The sequence below is a fragment of the Rahnella sp. PAMC25617 genome (assembly GCF_050606005.1).
Classification (GTDB): domain Bacteria; phylum Pseudomonadota; class Gammaproteobacteria; order Enterobacterales; family Enterobacteriaceae; genus Rahnella; species Rahnella variigena.
In genome coordinates, this window is record NZ_JBOCUM010000003.1 from 242,654 (window position 1) to 258,273 (window position 15,620).

Annotated in this window: 17 protein-coding genes; 9 read left to right on the forward strand and 8 right to left on the reverse strand. The window is 56.0% G+C overall.

The genetic code is table 11. The features are described 5' to 3' along the window. Window positions 1–25: 25 nt before the first annotated feature. A complete protein-coding gene (gene yghX, locus ACM615_RS03265; protein ID WP_431011435.1) occupies window positions 26–931 on the reverse strand; it encodes a YghX family hydrolase in 906 nt (301 codons plus the stop codon). 153 nt (window positions 932–1,084) lie between these two features. Between yghX and ACM615_RS03270 the strand changes: the two genes are divergently transcribed. After that, complete coding sequence (locus ACM615_RS03270; RefSeq protein WP_112290086.1) at window positions 1,085–1,285, forward strand: DNA polymerase III subunit theta; 201 nt, start codon at window positions 1,085–1,087, stop codon at window positions 1,283–1,285. A gap of 26 nt (window positions 1,286–1,311) precedes the next feature. On the opposite strand, the gene ACM615_RS03275 is transcribed toward ACM615_RS03270, so the two are convergent. Continuing rightward, on the reverse strand, window positions 1,312–2,193 hold the full coding sequence (locus ACM615_RS03275; RefSeq protein ID WP_431011436.1) for a LysR substrate-binding domain-containing protein: 882 nt from the start codon (window positions 2,191–2,193) through the stop codon (window positions 1,312–1,314). A gap of 105 nt (window positions 2,194–2,298) precedes the next feature. On the opposite strand from ACM615_RS03275, the gene ACM615_RS03280 reads away from it, so the two are divergent. The 3 genes from ACM615_RS03280 to ACM615_RS03290 are packed head-to-tail and all read left to right on the forward strand — an operon-like array spanning window position 2,299 to window position 3,601. Continuing rightward, window positions 2,299–2,622 carry a carboxymuconolactone decarboxylase family protein gene (locus ACM615_RS03280; RefSeq protein ID WP_113876994.1) on the forward strand — a complete coding sequence of 108 codons (324 nt, stop codon included), beginning with the start codon at window positions 2,299–2,301 and terminating at the stop codon, window positions 2,620–2,622. Window positions 2,623–2,651: 29 nt separating this feature from the next. After that, entirely contained in the window at window positions 2,652–3,059 is a 408-nt protein-coding gene (locus tag ACM615_RS03285) for a tautomerase family protein (RefSeq protein WP_132967048.1), read from the forward strand. Continuing rightward, entirely contained in the window at window positions 3,056–3,601 is a 546-nt protein-coding gene (locus tag ACM615_RS03290) for a DUF4865 family protein (RefSeq protein ID WP_132967050.1), read from the forward strand. Before ACM615_RS03285 ends, ACM615_RS03290 begins: the two co-directional genes overlap by 4 nt. A gap of 1 nt (window position 3,602) precedes the next feature. Here ACM615_RS03290 and flhA read toward each other — a convergent pair whose 3' ends face one another. From flhA to hypA, 6 genes are all read right to left on the reverse strand, one after another. Then, complete coding sequence (flhA, locus tag ACM615_RS03295; protein WP_431011437.1) at window positions 3,603–5,687, reverse strand: formate hydrogenlyase transcriptional activator FlhA; 2,085 nt, start codon at window positions 5,685–5,687, stop codon at window positions 3,603–3,605. A 105-nt stretch (window positions 5,688–5,792) separates the two neighbouring features. Continuing rightward, a complete protein-coding gene (gene hypE / locus ACM615_RS03300; protein WP_431011438.1) occupies window positions 5,793–6,815 on the reverse strand; it encodes a hydrogenase expression/formation protein HypE in 1,023 nt (340 codons plus the stop codon). Beyond that, the gene (gene hypD / locus ACM615_RS03305; protein ID WP_431011439.1) at window positions 6,808–7,965 is read right to left on the reverse strand and encodes a hydrogenase formation protein HypD; all 1,158 of its coding nucleotides are present in this window, start codon (window positions 7,963–7,965) and stop codon (window positions 6,808–6,810) included. The genes hypE and hypD overlap by 8 nt, the downstream gene beginning before the upstream one ends. Then, the gene (gene hypC / locus ACM615_RS03310; RefSeq protein ID WP_113876988.1) at window positions 7,965–8,243 is read right to left on the reverse strand and encodes a HypC/HybG/HupF family hydrogenase formation chaperone; all 279 of its coding nucleotides are present in this window, start codon (window positions 8,241–8,243) and stop codon (window positions 7,965–7,967) included. Before hypC ends, hypD begins: the two co-directional genes overlap by 1 nt. Then, window positions 8,234–9,028, reverse strand: coding sequence for a hydrogenase nickel incorporation protein HypB (gene hypB / locus ACM615_RS03315; RefSeq protein ID WP_431011440.1), 795 nt, complete (start codon window positions 9,026–9,028; stop codon window positions 8,234–8,236). The genes hypC and hypB overlap by 10 nt, the downstream gene beginning before the upstream one ends. A gap of 29 nt (window positions 9,029–9,057) precedes the next feature. Beyond that, complete coding sequence (gene hypA / locus ACM615_RS03320) at window positions 9,058–9,402, reverse strand: hydrogenase maturation nickel metallochaperone HypA (RefSeq protein WP_112290067.1); 345 nt, start codon at window positions 9,400–9,402, stop codon at window positions 9,058–9,060. A 328-nt stretch (window positions 9,403–9,730) separates the two neighbouring features. On the opposite strand from hypA, the gene hycA reads away from it, so the two are divergent. From hycA to ACM615_RS03345, 5 genes are all read left to right on the forward strand, one after another. Next, window positions 9,731–10,201: a formate hydrogenlyase regulator HycA gene (gene hycA, locus ACM615_RS03325; RefSeq protein WP_113876986.1), complete on the forward strand. Its 471-nt coding sequence runs from the start codon at window positions 9,731–9,733 to the stop codon at window positions 10,199–10,201. A 170-nt stretch (window positions 10,202–10,371) separates the two neighbouring features. Continuing rightward, window positions 10,372–10,980 carry a 4Fe-4S dicluster domain-containing protein gene (locus tag ACM615_RS03330; RefSeq protein WP_431011521.1) on the forward strand — a complete coding sequence of 203 codons (609 nt, stop codon included), beginning with the start codon at window positions 10,372–10,374 and terminating at the stop codon, window positions 10,978–10,980. Further along, window positions 10,980–12,884 carry a proton-conducting transporter membrane subunit gene (locus ACM615_RS03335; RefSeq protein WP_431011441.1) on the forward strand — a complete coding sequence of 635 codons (1,905 nt, stop codon included), beginning with the start codon at window positions 10,980–10,982 and terminating at the stop codon, window positions 12,882–12,884. Before ACM615_RS03330 ends, ACM615_RS03335 begins: the two co-directional genes overlap by 1 nt. A gap of 10 nt (window positions 12,885–12,894) precedes the next feature. Beyond that, window positions 12,895–13,848, forward strand: coding sequence for a respiratory chain complex I subunit 1 family protein (locus ACM615_RS03340; protein ID WP_431011442.1), 954 nt, complete (start codon window positions 12,895–12,897; stop codon window positions 13,846–13,848). A gap of 44 nt (window positions 13,849–13,892) precedes the next feature. Next, window positions 13,893–15,617: an NADH-quinone oxidoreductase subunit C gene (locus tag ACM615_RS03345; protein ID WP_113876983.1), complete on the forward strand. Its 1,725-nt coding sequence runs from the start codon at window positions 13,893–13,895 to the stop codon at window positions 15,615–15,617. Window positions 15,618–15,620: the final 3 nt, after the last annotated feature.

Below are 15,620 nucleotides of genomic sequence, written 5' to 3' on the forward strand. Positions count from 1 at the left end.
GATTTTGCGATCCCGCCCTTTTGTTTTATGCGCTTTCTGTTTGCGGTTCGAGGTACTTTTTGAACCAGGCAATGGTTCTTTCCCAGGCGAGATCCGCTGCGGCTTTGTCATAGCGCGGTGTCGAATCATTGTGGAAACCGTGGTTCACGCCGGGATAAATATGCGCCTCATAGACTTTATTATTGGCCTTCAGCGCCGCCTCATACGCAGGCCAGCCCTCGGTAATCGGTTTATCCAGTTCGGCGTAATGCAGCAATAATGGCGCTTTGATTTTCGGCACATCTTCAGCTTTCGGCTGACGCCCGTAGAACGGCACAGCGGCCGCCAGTTCCGGATACGCCACTGCCGCCGCATTGGCTACGCCGCCACCGTAACAAAAACCGGTGATCCCGACTTTGCCGGTGGCCGTTTGGTGATGCATCAGAAATTCAACCGCAGCAAAAAAGTCGTTCATCAGTTTGGCCGGATCGACCTTTTGTTGCAGCTCGCGCCCTTTTTCATCATTACCCGGATACCCGCCGACGGAACTCAGACCGTCCGGCGCCAGCGCGACAAATCCGGCTTTCGCCACCCGCCGCGCCACGTCTTCGATATACGGATTCAGCCCGCGATTTTCATGCACCACCACTACGCCGGGCACTTTACCGGCTAATTTGGCCGGACGTACCAGATACGCCCGCACGCTGCCGTGCCCCTGCGGCGACGGGTACTGAATATATTCCGCCACAATATCCGGATCGGTGAATTCCACCTGTTCGGCGTAGGCGTAATTGGGCGTCATCAGCGTGGTCAGCGCTGCCAGCGACAACCCGCCCGCCACAAATTTGGCTGACAAATCGAGAAATTCACGCTTGGTCATTTTGCCGTGTACGTAGAAATCAAAATATTCGAGGAGTTCAGGAGGGAAATCTTTGGCTGTCATTCGCGTCATTTTCAGGCTCCGTTCCATGCAAAAGAAGGATAAATAATGGCCTGCTTTTGGCGATTTTGTAAACCGATTGTGAAATTGAATGCCAATCACGCCCAGCTCAGACCCTTTTGCGGGCTGAGAATGCTAAACTCCGTGGAATTAAAAGGAGACGCTATGAACAATAATCTCGCAGGGCTGAGTAAAGAAGAAATGGACAAAGTGAGTGCCGGACTGGCCGCCGGGACGGTCGCGGTGCGTGAGCGCAATAATCTGCCGGTGAATGCAGACGAAGTTGAAATGGAACAACCGGAGCATCTGCGGGCGTATTTCCGCGAGCGTCTGGCGCACTATCGCCAGCAACCCGCAAAGAAGTAACCGCCACGATTTATACACGTACAGTTTTACCGGCGCACCGCGAAGAAATCGCTTATTGCCTGAATCAGATACCCCGCCGCCTCACCGGGTGGCGTCTGCCCCTGATGCAGGCTGATCCCCACTTCGCCCGGTTCGGGCAACGCATTTAACATTCTGACCGTCTGCGGCCTGCCGAAATCGGTACGCACGGTGATGCCTAATCCCGCCGACATCGCCGCCCAGATCCCGCTCAGGCTGCGGCTGGTAAACGCGATACGCCACGGAATACCCGCTTTATCCAGCGCCGTTGTGGCGGCATTTCGCATCAGACACGGCGCTTCGAACACCAGTAACGGCAGCGGTTCGCCGGTTTGCTGATAGTGTTTCAGGTCGAAGTTTTCAGGGCCTATCCAGCGCATCGGTATACGCCCCAGCGACCGGCTGGATGGAAAGAGCGGCGCTTCATCGGCCTGCCAGCACACCGCCAGATCAAACTCGTTATGGCGGATCCCGTCGAGCAATTGCTGGTTGCGGGTTATGCTGGCGGAGACTTGCACCTGCGGATGTGCGCGGGTAAATGTGCCGAGGAGCGCCGGTAAAAGCGCTTCGCCGAAATCTTCCTGCATGCCCAGATTCAGACTGCCACTCAGGGCGCTGGCGAGCATGATGGCGCTGACTTCATCGTTGAGGCTGAGGATCCGCCGCGCATAGCTCAGCATCACTTCGCCGCGTTCCGTCAGGATCAGGTGCCGCCCTGATTTCTGTACCAGCTCCGTACCTGCCTGCTGCTCCAGCTTTTTCAACTGTGCGCTGACCGCAGAGGTCGAGCGCCCCAGCCGGTCGGCAGCCAGCACAAAACTGCCCAGCTCAATACCGGTCACAAAACTGCGCAACGCCTCTGCATCAAAAGTCACCGGTCGTTTTGCCATGTTTAATCATCCCGTTTTCATGGATTAATACTGCTGATATTTTCGATATTAAGGATAATCATAACGCCTTATGCTCCTTCTCACACCCACAAAAAGGAGCCTGATATGAGCACAACTTCCCCACAAACGCAGACGCTGGACGCGATGTCACGCCTGACGCCTAAATTTGCCGAACTGACGGAACAGGTACTGTTCGGCGACCTGTGGAAAAGAGAAGAACTGTCACCGCGCGACCGCAGCCTGATCACCGTTGCCGCGCTGATTGCCCTGAACCGCGGCGAGCAGTTGCCCTTTCATCTGAGTCTGGCGGTGAAAAATGGCGTCACTCAAACCGAACTGGCGGAAGTGATCACCCATCTGGCGTTTTATGCTGGCTGGCCCGCTGCGGCATCCGCCCTGACGCGCTTCTCCGCGCTCAGCGATCAGTAAACCGCGCCCCGTTACCGGAGGAACAACCGTTGCCTTTTACCCGAATTTCCTTACCCGAACACCACGCAGATACCTGGCAGGACGCCATTTCAGCCATATTGCAGAACACACTGGTTGATCATTTTTCTGTGCCTAAAGATGACTGTTTTCAGCTGTTCGAACCGGCCAGCCGCCGCCAGAGAGTGATCAATCCGACTTATCTTGCCGGGGAAAATCATCACCGCTCAGAGGATTTTTTGCTGTTTCACATCACCGCAGGCAAACCGCGTAACAGTTATCAGAAGCAGGAACTGTTCCGTCATCTGGCTGAAAAACTGCACGTTGCGCTGGGGATTTCTCCGGCGGATGTGATGGTGGTGGTGAGCTTTACCCAACCGGAAGACTGGTCGTTCAGTCATGGTGAGATGTTCAAACTCCCACAAGGAGTGTTCTTATGATTGCCATGCAATACACCTTTACGCTGCCTGCCGATTACGACATGGGCATTATCGAAAAGCGCATTGCTGATAACGGCCATCTGATGGATGGATTTGCCGGGCTTATCTTCAAAACTTATCTTTACGCCCGCCGCGACTGCTCGCAATACGGCAGCGCAGAAAATCTGTATGCACCGTTTTACCTGTGGCATGACGTGCAAAGTATGAATCGCTTTATTTCAGGTGCCGGTTTTCAAGGTGTCGCCAGAGCCTTCGGCTGGCCGCAGGTCCGGGTTTATCCGGTGCTGGCAGCGCACGTCAGCGCAGACGTTGCGGCAGCTGTTTTTGCCAAAAGAGAGATTACTGACATTGCACCTTTCAGTGACCTTGCGCCACCTGATCAGCAAACGGTCAGTGACACACTTATCGAGGTGACCGCCTGGGATACGACAAACTGGAAGAAAATACATTTTACTGCGGGAAGAAACCCGCCGGAAGGAAACGGGCAGCATTACCGCATCGGCCATATTTCCTTGTCCGATGCGGTAATGGAAACGGATTAAATCAGTGCGCGGCAATCCCCAGTTTTTTCATTCGCGATAACAACGTTGTGCGTTTTAATCCCAGCCGCTGAGCCGCGCCACGGGGTCCGGCCACCACGCCGTTGGTTTCTTTCAGCACCTGCAAAATGCGCGCCCGCTCGTCGTCTTCACTCAGCTGCGGTGCGGGCGTGCTTTCGCGCACAGAAGGCGTGACCAACGGAGCCATCGGTAACGGATAATTCAGCTCAGGCAGTTGCAAATCCAGCACCGTTCCGCGCGTCAGCAATACCGCCCGCTCGATGACATTTTCCAGCTCGCGCACGTTGCCCGGCCACGGCATACGGCTCAGCAGACGCAGGGTTTCGGCGGGAATACTGTCGATGGTGCGCTTCATGCGTTTGGCGATTTTATAGGTCAGGAATTTCACCAGCTGCGGAATATCTTCCGGACGCTCTCGCAGCGGCGGAATGACAATCGGGAACACGTTCAGCCGGTAATACAGGTCACTGCGAAATTCTTTGTCGGCCACCATCTGGCGCAGGTCACGGTTAGTCGCCGCGATCATCCGCACATCCACTGAAATCAGTTTATTGCCGCCGACACGCTCAAACTCCTGTTCCTGCAAAATACGCAGCAACTTGGGTTGCAGTTCAATCGGGATTTCACCCACTTCATCGAGGAATAACGTGCCTTTGTCAGCCAGTTCGAAACGCCCCATACGCTGCGCCGTAGCGCCGGTGAAAGAGCCTTTTTCATGGCCGAACAGATCGCTTTCCATCAGGCCAGCCGGCATCGCCGCACAGTTCATTTTCACCATGCGCTGATCACGGCGATCGCCCAGATTATGAATAGCGCGGGCGATCAGTTCTTTGCCGGTGCCGGTTTCGCCGAGGATCAGTACCGAGCAGTCGCTTTTCGCCACGATCTCGACCTGCTTCAGCACCGCAGACATGGAAGGACTGCGCCCGACAATGTCGCTGAAATCCGGGTTATTGCTGTTGATTTGCTCGGTAAGATACAGGTTCTCGTGCTGCAATTTTTCCTTCAGGCTTTTGATTTCCTGATAGGCCAGCGCGTTATCTACCGCAATCGCAATACGTTCGGCAATTTGCTGTAAAACATGCAAATTCGCCGTATTGAAATTATCAGGCTGACACTGCGCCAGTTTCAGCACGCCCAGCGTTTTGTGACCAAAACGTAACGGCAGGATGCACAGCGTTTGGGTCTGATCACGCCACAGCAGCTGAAACAGCGTGCTCTCATCGCTGCCGAATTCTTCTGCTGGCCGGACATTGGTCAGCAGCATTTCGCCGCTTTTCATCACCTGTTGCTCAAGGGAACCGTTCAGCATCATGCGCGACTGCTCGCGTTCTGCAACGTGAGTTTGTACGTAATGAGTGGCGTAAACACTGGCCTGTTCGCTGTCTTTGTCCGCATCGCACAGCACAATACTGATGGCATTGATGTGGAAAAAATGATGAATAGTTTTGGCAATTTCACCGGTCAGCTCATCAAGATCCAGCTTTGAGAGAACTGCGTTAGTGATATCGACCAGAATGCGGAAATCGTCCCGCTCGTGGCGCAGCTGAGATTGCTGAAACAATGCATTTTCACGCAGCTGGATTTGTTCAACCGCAATGGCAGCCAGCATACAAAGTTCGTGCAGACCGTTTTTGTCTTCTTCGCTGAACGGCGTTGCATTCTGGCGGGTAAACTCACAGCCCCCCAGTAAACCGGATGAAGCCAGCAAAGGCACCAGACAATATCCGCTAAATGGCGGATACAGATTCAGTGCGCTTAATTGCGGATAACGCAGATGCAAAGCATCGCTACGCCAGACCTGAGTTTTCGGGTTATTCAGCAGGGCATGTACCGGACCGGTCGCCAGCAACGTTTCATCTTCATAGCTGACCGGCTGATGATGGGGATCGATACCATAAAAACTGACGCGTTCGCTGTTGTTGTCGAACAACACCAGCGTCACGGTATCCGCAATACCCGCGCCCTGCGCTACCTGAGTGAGAGTTTCCAGCAGCGATGTCATGGTCTGTTGCAGCAGCAATGTGCGCGTCAGTTCCAGCAATCCTTTGTGTTTGGTAATGCTCATTGTTGCACTCTGCATAGCGTTAACTCTGGCTTTGGATTCAAAGCATTTTTGAAGAAACTATTAAGAAAGTTTACGCCTTCATAGCGGCGCTCTCCCCTGACGAGATCAACAAATGCGGGGTAATGGCTCCGCATGGGGCAACATTAGCTGGCGTGAAACCCCCAGCGCACCGCGCAGACAGACCCGGGGATTTTCTGTTACTTCACCTATCGTCGCGGCATCGGCACCCAGCGGGTGGCTGCGCAATAGTTTCAGCACCGCGTTTTCTTCCTGCGCCGAAACCACCACCACCAGTTTTCCCTCGTTGGCAAAATTGAGCGGCTCCAGCCCGAGCAGCTCGCAAATTCCGCGTACCGCGGGCTTCACCGGGATAGCCGTTTCGTCGATGCACATCCCGAACCCGCTGGCGGCGCTGAATTCATGAAGGATCGCATTGACCCCGCCCCGCGTGGCATCGCGCAAGGCGCGGACACCCGAAAGTGCGCGCAGCGGAGCGATCATCGGCGCCAGCACGGCGCAGTCGCTTTCCACCTCCAGCGTCATTCCCAATTGTTCGCGAAGATTGAGGATAGTGGCACCGTGATCGCCCAGCGTGCCGCTGACGATCACTTTGTCTCCGGCCTGAATATGGCTGGCAGCCCAGCGGACATCCGCCGGGATCACGCCGATCCCCGCCGTATTAATAAAAATCTTGTCCGCCGCGCCGCGCTGCACCACTTTGGTATCGCCGGTGACAATGGCAATCCCGGCCTCGCGTGCGGTCTGTGCCATCGCATTCACAATCTTGCGCAAGTCTTCCAGCGGCAACCCTTCTTCGAGAATAAATCCGCAGGAAAGATATGCCGGTGTTGCACCACTGACGGCCAGGTCATTCGCCGTTCCGCACACCGCCAGCTTGCCGATGTTACCGCCGGGGAAAAACACCGGATCGATGACATAGCTGTCGGTGGTAAACGCCAGCCGGTCGCCCTGCGCACTCAGGCTGGCAATCGACAAACGTGCCGCATCTTCGCGCTCGCTGAGCCACGGGTTATCAAAAGCACTCAGGAACAGGCGTTCGATCATCTGCTGCATCGCCCGCCCGCCGCTGCCGTGCGCCATGGTGACGACGTCTTTATGCTCACTCATCCTGTTCCACACCTTCTGTTGTTGTTTCTTGTGCTGCGGTTTCCTGATGCCGGTACTGATACCACGCGGCGCAGGCGCCTTCGGAGGACACCATCAGCGCACCAAACGCGTTGTGCGGCGTACAACCGGTGCTAAAAAGCGGGCATTCATGCGGCTTGCAACGTCCGGTCAGCACCTCGCCGCAACGGGAACGCGGATCATCCGCCACCGGCTGCGCCTGCGGTCTGAAACGAATTTCCGCATCAAACGTTGCGTAAACCCGGCTCAGGGAAATACCGGAGTCTTCGATAATCCCCAGCCCGCGCCATTCGCTGCTGCCGGAAAGCCGGAACACCTCGCGCATGGCTTCCTGTGCCAGCAGATTACCCTCTTGTGGCACGACGCGCCGGTACTGGTTTTCTGTTTTACACGATGCCTCGCAAACTTGTTCCACCAGCATCAGCACGCTTTGCAGCATATCCAGTGGCTCGAAACCGCTGATCACCAGCGGCTTACCGAATTCTTCATTGATGAAATGATACGGTGCTGTGCCGGTCACCATGCTGACATGACCGGGTGCCAGAAAGGCATCGATGCGCACATCATCCTGTTGCAGCAGGCTGCGCAACGTAGGCATCAGGCTGATGTGCTGGCAGAAGACGGTGAAATTGTTCAGGCCTTCCCGCCGCGCCTGTTGCAGCGTGACGGCGGTCACCGGCAGCGTGGTTTCAAAACCGAGCGCGAAAAACACCACCTGAGACTGCGGATTTTCACGCGCCAGCTTCAGCGCATCCAGCGGGGAATACACCACCCGCACGTCCGCGCCGCGTTCGCGCGCCTGCAACAGCGAACCCTGTTTTCCCGGTACGCGCAACGCATCGCCAAAGGTGCAAAAAATCACCCCGTCATGCGCGGCGATTTCACAGCAGGCATCAATCCGCCCCATCGGCAGCACACACACCGGACACCCCGGTCCGTGAATAAATTCCAGCTGCGGGGGCAACAGTTTATCCAGTCCGAATTTGAAAATGGCATGGGTATGACCGCCGCACACTTCCATAATTTGCATCGGTTTTTCTGCGCTGTAAGGCAGATGAGCCGCCCGCTGATGCAGGCGCTGGATTAATGTTTTCGCCAGTTTCGGATCCCGAAACTCATCAACAAAACGCATTACCTTGATTCTCCTGCACCCAAAAATAAGGCGACGTCGGCTTCCACTTCTTCCATCGCATGCAGCGCGGCCAGCGTGTCCAGCGCTTCGTGCTCATCGAGCCTGCTCAGGGCAAAACCGACGTGGATTAATACCCAGCAGCCGATCAGCGCTTCGCGGTCGCCTTCACACACCAGCGCGATATTAACTTCACGTCGCAGTCCGCATACCTGCGCCCAGGCGTGATCGGGCTGATTTTCATGCAACGCGACGATTTGTCCCGGAATGCCTATGCACATCGCTGCTGCTCCAGCCAGTGCAGCCACTGATCCATCCCTTCGCCCGTGGTGGCAGAAAGCTGAATCACTTCAATCTGCGGATTCACCTGACATGCATTGGCGATACAGCTCTCAACGTCAAAACTGACGTAAGGCAGTAAATCGATTTTGTTGAGGATCATCAGGCGGGAAGCGGCAAACATATGCGGATATTTCAGCGGTTTGTCTTCGCCTTCGGTCACGGAAAGTACCGCGACTTTGTGCAGTTCGCCGAGATCAAAACTGGCCGGACACACCAGATTGCCGACGTTTTCGATAAACAGCAGGCTGTTGTTGTTTGGCGATAACTGATGCAGCGCATCATGAACCATTTGCGCATCCAGATGGCAGCCTTTGCCGGTATTGACCTGAATGGCCGGAACGCCGGTGGCGCGGATCCGGTCGGCGTCGTTGGTGGTTTGCTGATCGCCTTCAATTACCGCGCAGTCGAAATACGGGGCCAGCCGGGTCAGGGTGCTGGTCAGTAAGGTGGTTTTTCCGGAACCGGGACTGGACACCAGATTCAGCGCCAGAATCCCCGCCTCAGCAAAGTGCTCGCGGTTGTGGGCGGCAATGTGATTGTTCTTCGCCAGCACATCCATTTCGATATCCACCAGACGACGCGCTGCAAATGGCAGGCCGTGGGAATGGGCATGGGAATGATCGTGATGATGGTCGTGCGAAGGGTGATGAGAATGATGAGCGTGCCCGCTACTGACGCCTTCAATACGAAGTTCGCCGCTGGCACAACCACAGGTACTGCACATAGCTTTCTCCCCGGGCAAACAAACGCCCGTTATTCGATTTCGATACGTTTAATTTTCATGCCGTCACCGGCAATCACCCGCAAATCGCGTCCGCCACATTGCGGGCAAATCAGCACGTTTGGGCTGAGCAGCGCGATATCCTGCTGACAGGTGCGGCACCAGCTTTCTGCCGCCGGTGTGTCCAGATGCAATTCGCATCCCTGCGCCAGCGTTTCACGACACGCCAGCTCAAAACAAAACTGCACGGCCTCCGGTTCGACGCAGGAAAACGCGCCGATTTCCATCCATACCGCGGTAATTTTCCGCGCATTATTTTGCCGTCCGAACTGTTCCATTATTTCAACGGCATTCTGGCATAACGTTATTTCGTGCATTATTTCCCCTCCCTCGGGAGAACAATTAAGACTGGCTGCAATATTGATGCCAGAAATTTCGACACGTTGCCTTTATGCAAAAACCTTCTCAGTAAATGATGTGCAGAAATAAGCCATCACCGCCCGTCATAATTGTCGAAATAAGGTGTCATCGACATGTCATTTATTTTATCCGCTGACACAGAACCAAAGCCAAATCCCATCTAACCCGTTAATTAAAAAGCATTTATCAGAATAAAACAGAAACTGGCACGCTTTATGCCAACAGAGAGTTATGCGTCGTATTTTCGTCGTCACCCGACATATCAATTAACAACGGATAATGAACATGAGCACTCTCAGCGAACTGACTACTAAAGCCGACTATATCGCCAGCAAAAACAGCCAGATGAAATCACAGTGGCATACCTATCAGAACAGCCTGATAAAGGCCGTTACCACATCAAATAAAAAGATAAATCATGAGTTTAACTGTGGAGAAGAACAGGACATCCGCTTTGTGCTGTTCAATCATTTTGTGGTGAGTATTCATCAGGGCGATGACTTTTACAGTCAGGAGATCATTTACAGCCTGAACATGGCGCAAGGCCAGGAAGAAGTGGATTTCAGAGCCTTCGCGCAGGCCAGATTGAGTGAAGATGGCCGCGTGGACGGCACGGTGGATATCCACGATAAGAACGCCGTGCTGGAACATTATCTGAATAAAATCTCCGCTATTTATCAGTGCCTGTTTGATTCCCTGCACAGTAATCAGCCGGTTCATCCGCAACTTGAGAAATTACTCGGCCACGCCGGATAAAAAACCTAAAACATTATTTTACGGTCAGGTGGGAATAATCTTTTCACCCACAATATTGACCGGTATTTAACGGTTCCAATGCCGACATAAATGTCGAAATGTCAATTCAAGTGCCGATTTCGTCACCTTTGACGAAATACCAAGGAGACTTCATGCGCAATATGGCCGCCATGAATCAGTATGTGATCGCGGACCCCAAACTTTGTATCGGCTGCAATACCTGTATGGCGAGTTGTTCGCAGGAGCACCAGCTTCACGGCCTGCAATCCGAGCCCCGCTTGCAGGTGATGCGCAACCGGCTGGATTCTGCGCCGGTGATGTGTCACCAGTGCGAAGACGCGCCGTGTGCGCAGGTCTGTCCGGTGAACGCCATCACCCGTGAAAACGACGCCATTCATCTTAACGAGAGCCTGTGTGTGAGCTGCAAACTGTGCGGCATCGCCTGTCCGTTCGGGGCGATAACGTTTTCCGCCAGCACACCTGTTGATACCCCGCGTGACTGCAATACCTCAAAAGCGCTGCCCGCACCGCGTGCGCCACGCGCTGTCAGCACGTTTCTCGACTGCGTGCCAGGGCTTCGCGCCGTGGCGGTGAAATGCGATTTATGCAGCTTCAGCCCGGAAGGTCCGGCATGCATCAAAACCTGTCCGACCCAGGCCATCACGCTGGTTACCGCCAGCCTGTCTGAATATTCCAGCCAGCAAAAACGCCTCAATGCCATGAACGTTTTCCCCGCCGGACTGACTTCACTGAACGCCCCTGATACGGAGGCTAAATAATGACGACTCTATTTACCGGTGAACCGGCGTCGTTACTGGCGCTGGCGCTGCTGATTTGGGTGCTGAGCGGCCTTGGTGGCTGGCTTCTGGCGTCCATGACGAAAATCAGCAGCCTGATTTTTGGCGCAGGCGGCATGGCGGCAGCGCTGTGCGTTATCGTGGCGGCGTTACAGATTTTGCAGGGCGGTGTGGCGGTTCAGGCCGTACTGCCGGTGGTGCCTTTTCACGCTGAACTGACTGCGCTGAATGCCTTAATCCTGCTGGCGATGTCCGTCACCGCGCTGATGTGCAGCCTGTATGCCTGTGCGTGGCTGGCGAATGTGAGAGCCCCTAAGCGCGCCCGCACCGGTCTGATGTGCAATCTGCTGATGGCCGCACTGACAGCGGCGGCGATGTCGGCCAGCGCCGTGGAACTGATCCTGATGATGGAACTGGCTGCCCTGTGCGCCTATTTCATGATTGTTCAGGCTGACGATGTGAAAAGCCGCCGTGCCGGTCTGAATCAGTTTTTATCCGGCCGCCTCGGCACACTGTGTCTGATCCTGGCCTTCGCGCTGCTGCATCACGCCAGCGGCAGCGTCAATTTTGAGGTGCTGCGCCACACGGCGTTCACGCCGGGCATTAAATCGGCGGCCTTCCTGCTGGCGCTGGCCGGTTTCGGGCTATACGCCGGGATTATCCCGCTGCACGCCTGGGTGCCGCAGTCGCATTCCAGCGCGCCTGCTCACGCCGCCGCCCTGTTCTCTTCTGCCCTGATGAAAATCGGCATTATCGGCATCGTAAAAGTCGGTCTGGATCTGCTGGGCGCACCGCCACTCTGGTGGGGCCTGATGGTATTGCTTCTGGCAATCCTGACCGCGTTTATCGGCGGGTTGTATGCGCTGATGGAGCACGATATCCGCCGTCTGCTGGCCTATCACACGCTGGAAAACGTCGGGATTATTTTGCTCGGTATTGGCGGGGCAATGACCGGCGTGGCGCTGAACCAGCCGGTGCTGGCTTCCCTTGCGCTGCTGGCGGGTCTGTTCCATCTGTTCAACCACGGACTGTTTAAAACAGCGCTGTTCCTCGGTGCCGGTGAAATTGAAATGCAGACCGGCATAAAGGACATGGAAAAACTCGGCGGTATCGCCCGTCTGATGCCGTGGACAGCGGTAGCGATGCTGATCGCATTAATGTCGATGGCCGCGCTGCCGCCGTTAAACGGTTTCGCCAGTGAATGGCTGCTGTACCAGTCGCTGTTCCAGCTGAGCAGCAGCCACGTCTTTATCGCCCGCCTGATGGGGCCGCTGCTGGCGGTCGGTCTGGCACTGACCGGCGCGCTGGCGCTGATGTGTATTGCCAAAGTTTTTGGCGTCACGTTCCTGGGTACACCGCGCAGCCAGGCTGCCGCAGACGCCACACCGGCACCACGCGCCATGACGTTCAGCACCGTATTACTGGCGTTGTTGTGCGTGATTTCCGGCGTGGCTTCCCCGTGGATTATTCCGCAATTCTCTGCTGTCGCCGCCTCCGTACTGAACACGCCGGTTCTGCTGGCTGCTCAGCATGGCGTGGCGTTCTCGCCGGCGTCCGCGGTGTCTGCCCCGATGGTGGCCATTTTGCTGCTGGGAATGCCGTTAGTGCCGTGGCTTATCGCCGCAGTTCTGCGTGGCGCGCGGCTGCCAAACCGTTCGCGTGGCGATGCCTGGGCCTGTGGTTACGCGCACTCCGCCGACATGGTGGTGACGGCGACCGGTTTCGCCCAGCCGCTGCGCGTGATGTTTGCCCCGCTTTACCGTCTGCGCAGCCATGCGACACCGGCGTCACTGGTTTCAGCCCTGCACCGTGGCTGGCTGGGGGCGTTCTGCCGTCGTCTGGCGTTCATCGAACTGGCCGTATTACTGGTCGTGGCTTTTGCCTGAGGAACTGACTATGAACTTTCCTTCCCTGCTGGCCGGTTCGCTGTGGCCGCTGGCGCTGATTCAGGCGGCGGCATTGCTGGCTGTCGCGCCGTTATTTGCCGGATTCAGCCGCGTGATGCGTGCGCGGATGCACAACCGGCGCGGGCCCGGCGTATTACAGGAATACCGTGATATCGCCAAATTACTCCGGCGACAGAGCGTTGCCCCCGCGGCGGCAGGCATGGCGTTTCGCAGTATGCCGTATCTGCTGACCGGCGGTTTACTGGTCATTGCCACCGCGCTGCCTGTGGTGACGCTGACATCGCCGGTGGGCGCGGCGGGTGATCTGATCACCGTTATCTATCTGTTTGCGGTAGTGCGCTTTGTATTTGCCATCGCCGGACTCGACACCGGCAGCACTTTCACCGGCATAGGCGCCAGCCGTGAAGCGGTACTCGGCGTTTTGGTTGAGCCCATTTTGCTGCTCGGCCTGTGGGTGGCGGCGCTGGTCGCCGGTTCCACATCACTCGGCACGATTGCGGCGCGGGTACAGCACTGGCCGGTTTCCTCTTCATTAACCCTGATTCTGGCCGGTCTGGCCTGTGCGTTCGCCACCTATATCGAAATGGGCAAGCTGCCGTTTGATATGGCCGAAGCTGAGCAGGAGTTACAGGAAGGTCCGCTGACCGAATATTCCGGCGCGGCGTTAGGCGTGGTGAAAATCGGCATCAGCCTGAAACAACTGGTGGTGTTGCAACTGTTTCTCGGCCTGTTCTTCCCGTTCGGACTGGCAGAACACATTACGCCGCTGACGCTGCTGATCGCCGTGGTGTTGTGTCTGCTGAAACTGCTGATCGCGGTGTTTGTCGTCGCGCTCATCGAAAACAGCGTCGCCCGTCTGCGCTTTCTTAAAACCTCCCGCACTACGTGGGCGGGATTCGGTCTGGCGTTTCTGGCGCTGGTTTCCTGGCTGGTCGCAGGCTGACCTGACATTTTTCTTGTCCCGCTGCGGCGGGAAGAGGCTTTGCAATGAGTGAGTTCAACACCGCATTAAATCAAAACCCGGTCGGCAAAGAGTATCTGGCTGCGCTGGCAAAACAGTTTCCGTCGGCGATTCTGGGCAGCGAATGGCAGACCGACACGCAGGCGACCGTCACCATCAGGCTGAACTGGCTGCCGGAAGTGGTCGAATGGCTGTATTACCAGCAGGGCGGCTGGCTTTCCGTGCTGTTCGGTAACGACGAACGCACGCTGTGCGGCAACTACGCGCTGTATTACGTGCTGTCGATGGAGAAAGGCGTGAAGTGCTGGATAACCGTGCGCGCCGAGGTGGATCCGATTTCACTGGAATTCCCGTCCGTGACACCGCGCGTACCGGCGGCGGTCTGGGGTGAGCGTGAAGTGCGTGATATGTATGGTTTGCGTCCGGTAGGGCTGCCGGACGAACGTCGTCTGGTGTTGCCGGATGACTGGCCTGACGATTTATATCCGCTGCGCAAAGACGCGATGGATTACCGCCAGCGCCCTGCACCGACCACAGATGAAGAAACCTATCCGTTTATTTCTGAGGCCAAAGAAGGCAGCAAAATTGTGCCAATTGGCCCGCTGCACGTCACTTCTGACGAACCCGGACACTTTCGTCTGTTTGTCGATGGCGAAGACATTATCGACGCGGATTACCGTTTGTTCTATGTGCATCGCGGCATGGAAAAACTGGCCGAAACCCGCATGGGCTATAACGAAGTGACGTTCCTGTCTGACCGCGTGTGCGGCATTTGCGGGTTTACCCACAGCGTGGCGTATACCTCGTCGGTCGAAAACGCGATGGGGATTGTGGTACCGGAACGCGCCCAGATGATCCGCTCCATTTTGCTGGAAGTAGAACGCCTGCACAGCCATTTACTGAACCTCGGGCTGGCCTGTCACTTTGTCGGATTTGACTCCGGTTTTATGCAGTTTTTCCGCATCCGTGAGCAGTCGATGAAGATGGCGGAAATCCTGACCGGTGCGCGTAAAACCTACGGCATGAACCTGATCGGCGGCATCCGTCGCGACATCTTAAAAGACGACATGATTGCCACGATTGCGCTGGCAGGCGGCATGCGTCGTGACCTGAATGAGCTGGTGGATATTCTGCTGAGTACCGCCAACACCGAACAACGCAGCATGGGCGTTGGCATTCTGGATCCGCAGGTGGCGCGCGATTTCAGCAACGTCGGCCCGATGGTGCGCGGCAGCGGACACCGCCGCGACATGCGACAGGATCACCCTTACGCCGGTTACGCCAAACTGCCGTTCGAACTGTACAGCGAAACCGGTAACGACGTTTATTCCCGCCTGAAAGTGCGCATTCACGAAGTCTTTAACTCCCTGAATATGATCGAGTTTGGCCTGCAAAGCCTGCCTGGTGGCCCGCTGGCGGTAGAAGGCTTTAATTATATTCCGCACCGTTTCGCGCTCGGTTTTGCCGAAGCGCCACGCGGTGACGACATTCACTGGAGCATGACCGGTGACAATCAGAAGCTGTTCCGCTGGCGCTGCCGTGCGGCGACCTACGCCAACTGGCCGACGCTGCGCTACATGTTGCGCGGCAATACTGTCTCCGACGCACCGCTGATTATCGGCAGTCTCGACCCTTGCTATTCCTGCACCGACCGCATGACGGTGGTCGATGTACGCAAGAAAACGTCCATCGTCGTGCCTTACAAAGAGATCGAACGTTACGGCATCGAACGCAAAAACTCGCCGCTTTAAGGA

Bases quoted from the DNA above. Each gene is read 5' to 3' on its own strand.
- ACM615_RS03335 (WP_431011441.1), top strand. From the start codon at position 10,980: ATGACGACTCTATTTACCGGTGAACCGGCGTCGTTACTGGCGCTGGCG.
- ACM615_RS03340 (WP_431011442.1), top strand. From the start codon at position 12,895: ATGAACTTTCCTTCCCTGCTGGCCGGTTCGCTGTGGCCGCTGGCGCTG.
- hypA (WP_112290067.1), bottom strand. From the start codon at position 9,402: ATGCACGAAATAACGTTATGCCAGAATGCCGTTGAAATAATGGAACAG.
- flhA (WP_431011437.1), bottom strand. From the start codon at position 5,687: ATGAGCATTACCAAACACAAAGGATTGCTGGAACTGACGCGCACATTG.
- hycA (WP_113876986.1), top strand. From the start codon at position 9,731: ATGAGCACTCTCAGCGAACTGACTACTAAAGCCGACTATATCGCCAGC.
- hypC (WP_113876988.1), bottom strand. From the start codon at position 8,243: ATGTGCATAGGCATTCCGGGACAAATCGTCGCGTTGCATGAAAATCAG.
- ACM615_RS03345 (WP_113876983.1), top strand. From the start codon at position 13,893: ATGAGTGAGTTCAACACCGCATTAAATCAAAACCCGGTCGGCAAAGAG.
- hypD (WP_431011439.1), bottom strand. From the start codon at position 7,965: ATGCGTTTTGTTGATGAGTTTCGGGATCCGAAACTGGCGAAAACATTA.
- ACM615_RS03280 (WP_113876994.1), top strand. From the start codon at position 2,299: ATGAGCACAACTTCCCCACAAACGCAGACGCTGGACGCGATGTCACGC.
- ACM615_RS03275 (WP_431011436.1), bottom strand. From the start codon at position 2,193: ATGGCAAAACGACCGGTGACTTTTGATGCAGAGGCGTTGCGCAGTTTT.
- hypE (WP_431011438.1), bottom strand. From the start codon at position 6,815: ATGAGTGAGCATAAAGACGTCGTCACCATGGCGCACGGCAGCGGCGGG.
- ACM615_RS03330 (WP_431011521.1), top strand. From the start codon at position 10,372: ATGAATCAGTATGTGATCGCGGACCCCAAACTTTGTATCGGCTGCAAT.
- hypB (WP_431011440.1), bottom strand. From the start codon at position 9,028: ATGTGCAGTACCTGTGGTTGTGCCAGCGGCGAACTTCGTATTGAAGGC.
- ACM615_RS03290 (WP_132967050.1), top strand. From the start codon at position 3,056: ATGATTGCCATGCAATACACCTTTACGCTGCCTGCCGATTACGACATG.
- yghX (WP_431011435.1), bottom strand. From the start codon at position 931: ATGACGCGAATGACAGCCAAAGATTTCCCTCCTGAACTCCTCGAATAT.
- ACM615_RS03270 (WP_112290086.1), top strand. From the start codon at position 1,085: ATGAACAATAATCTCGCAGGGCTGAGTAAAGAAGAAATGGACAAAGTG.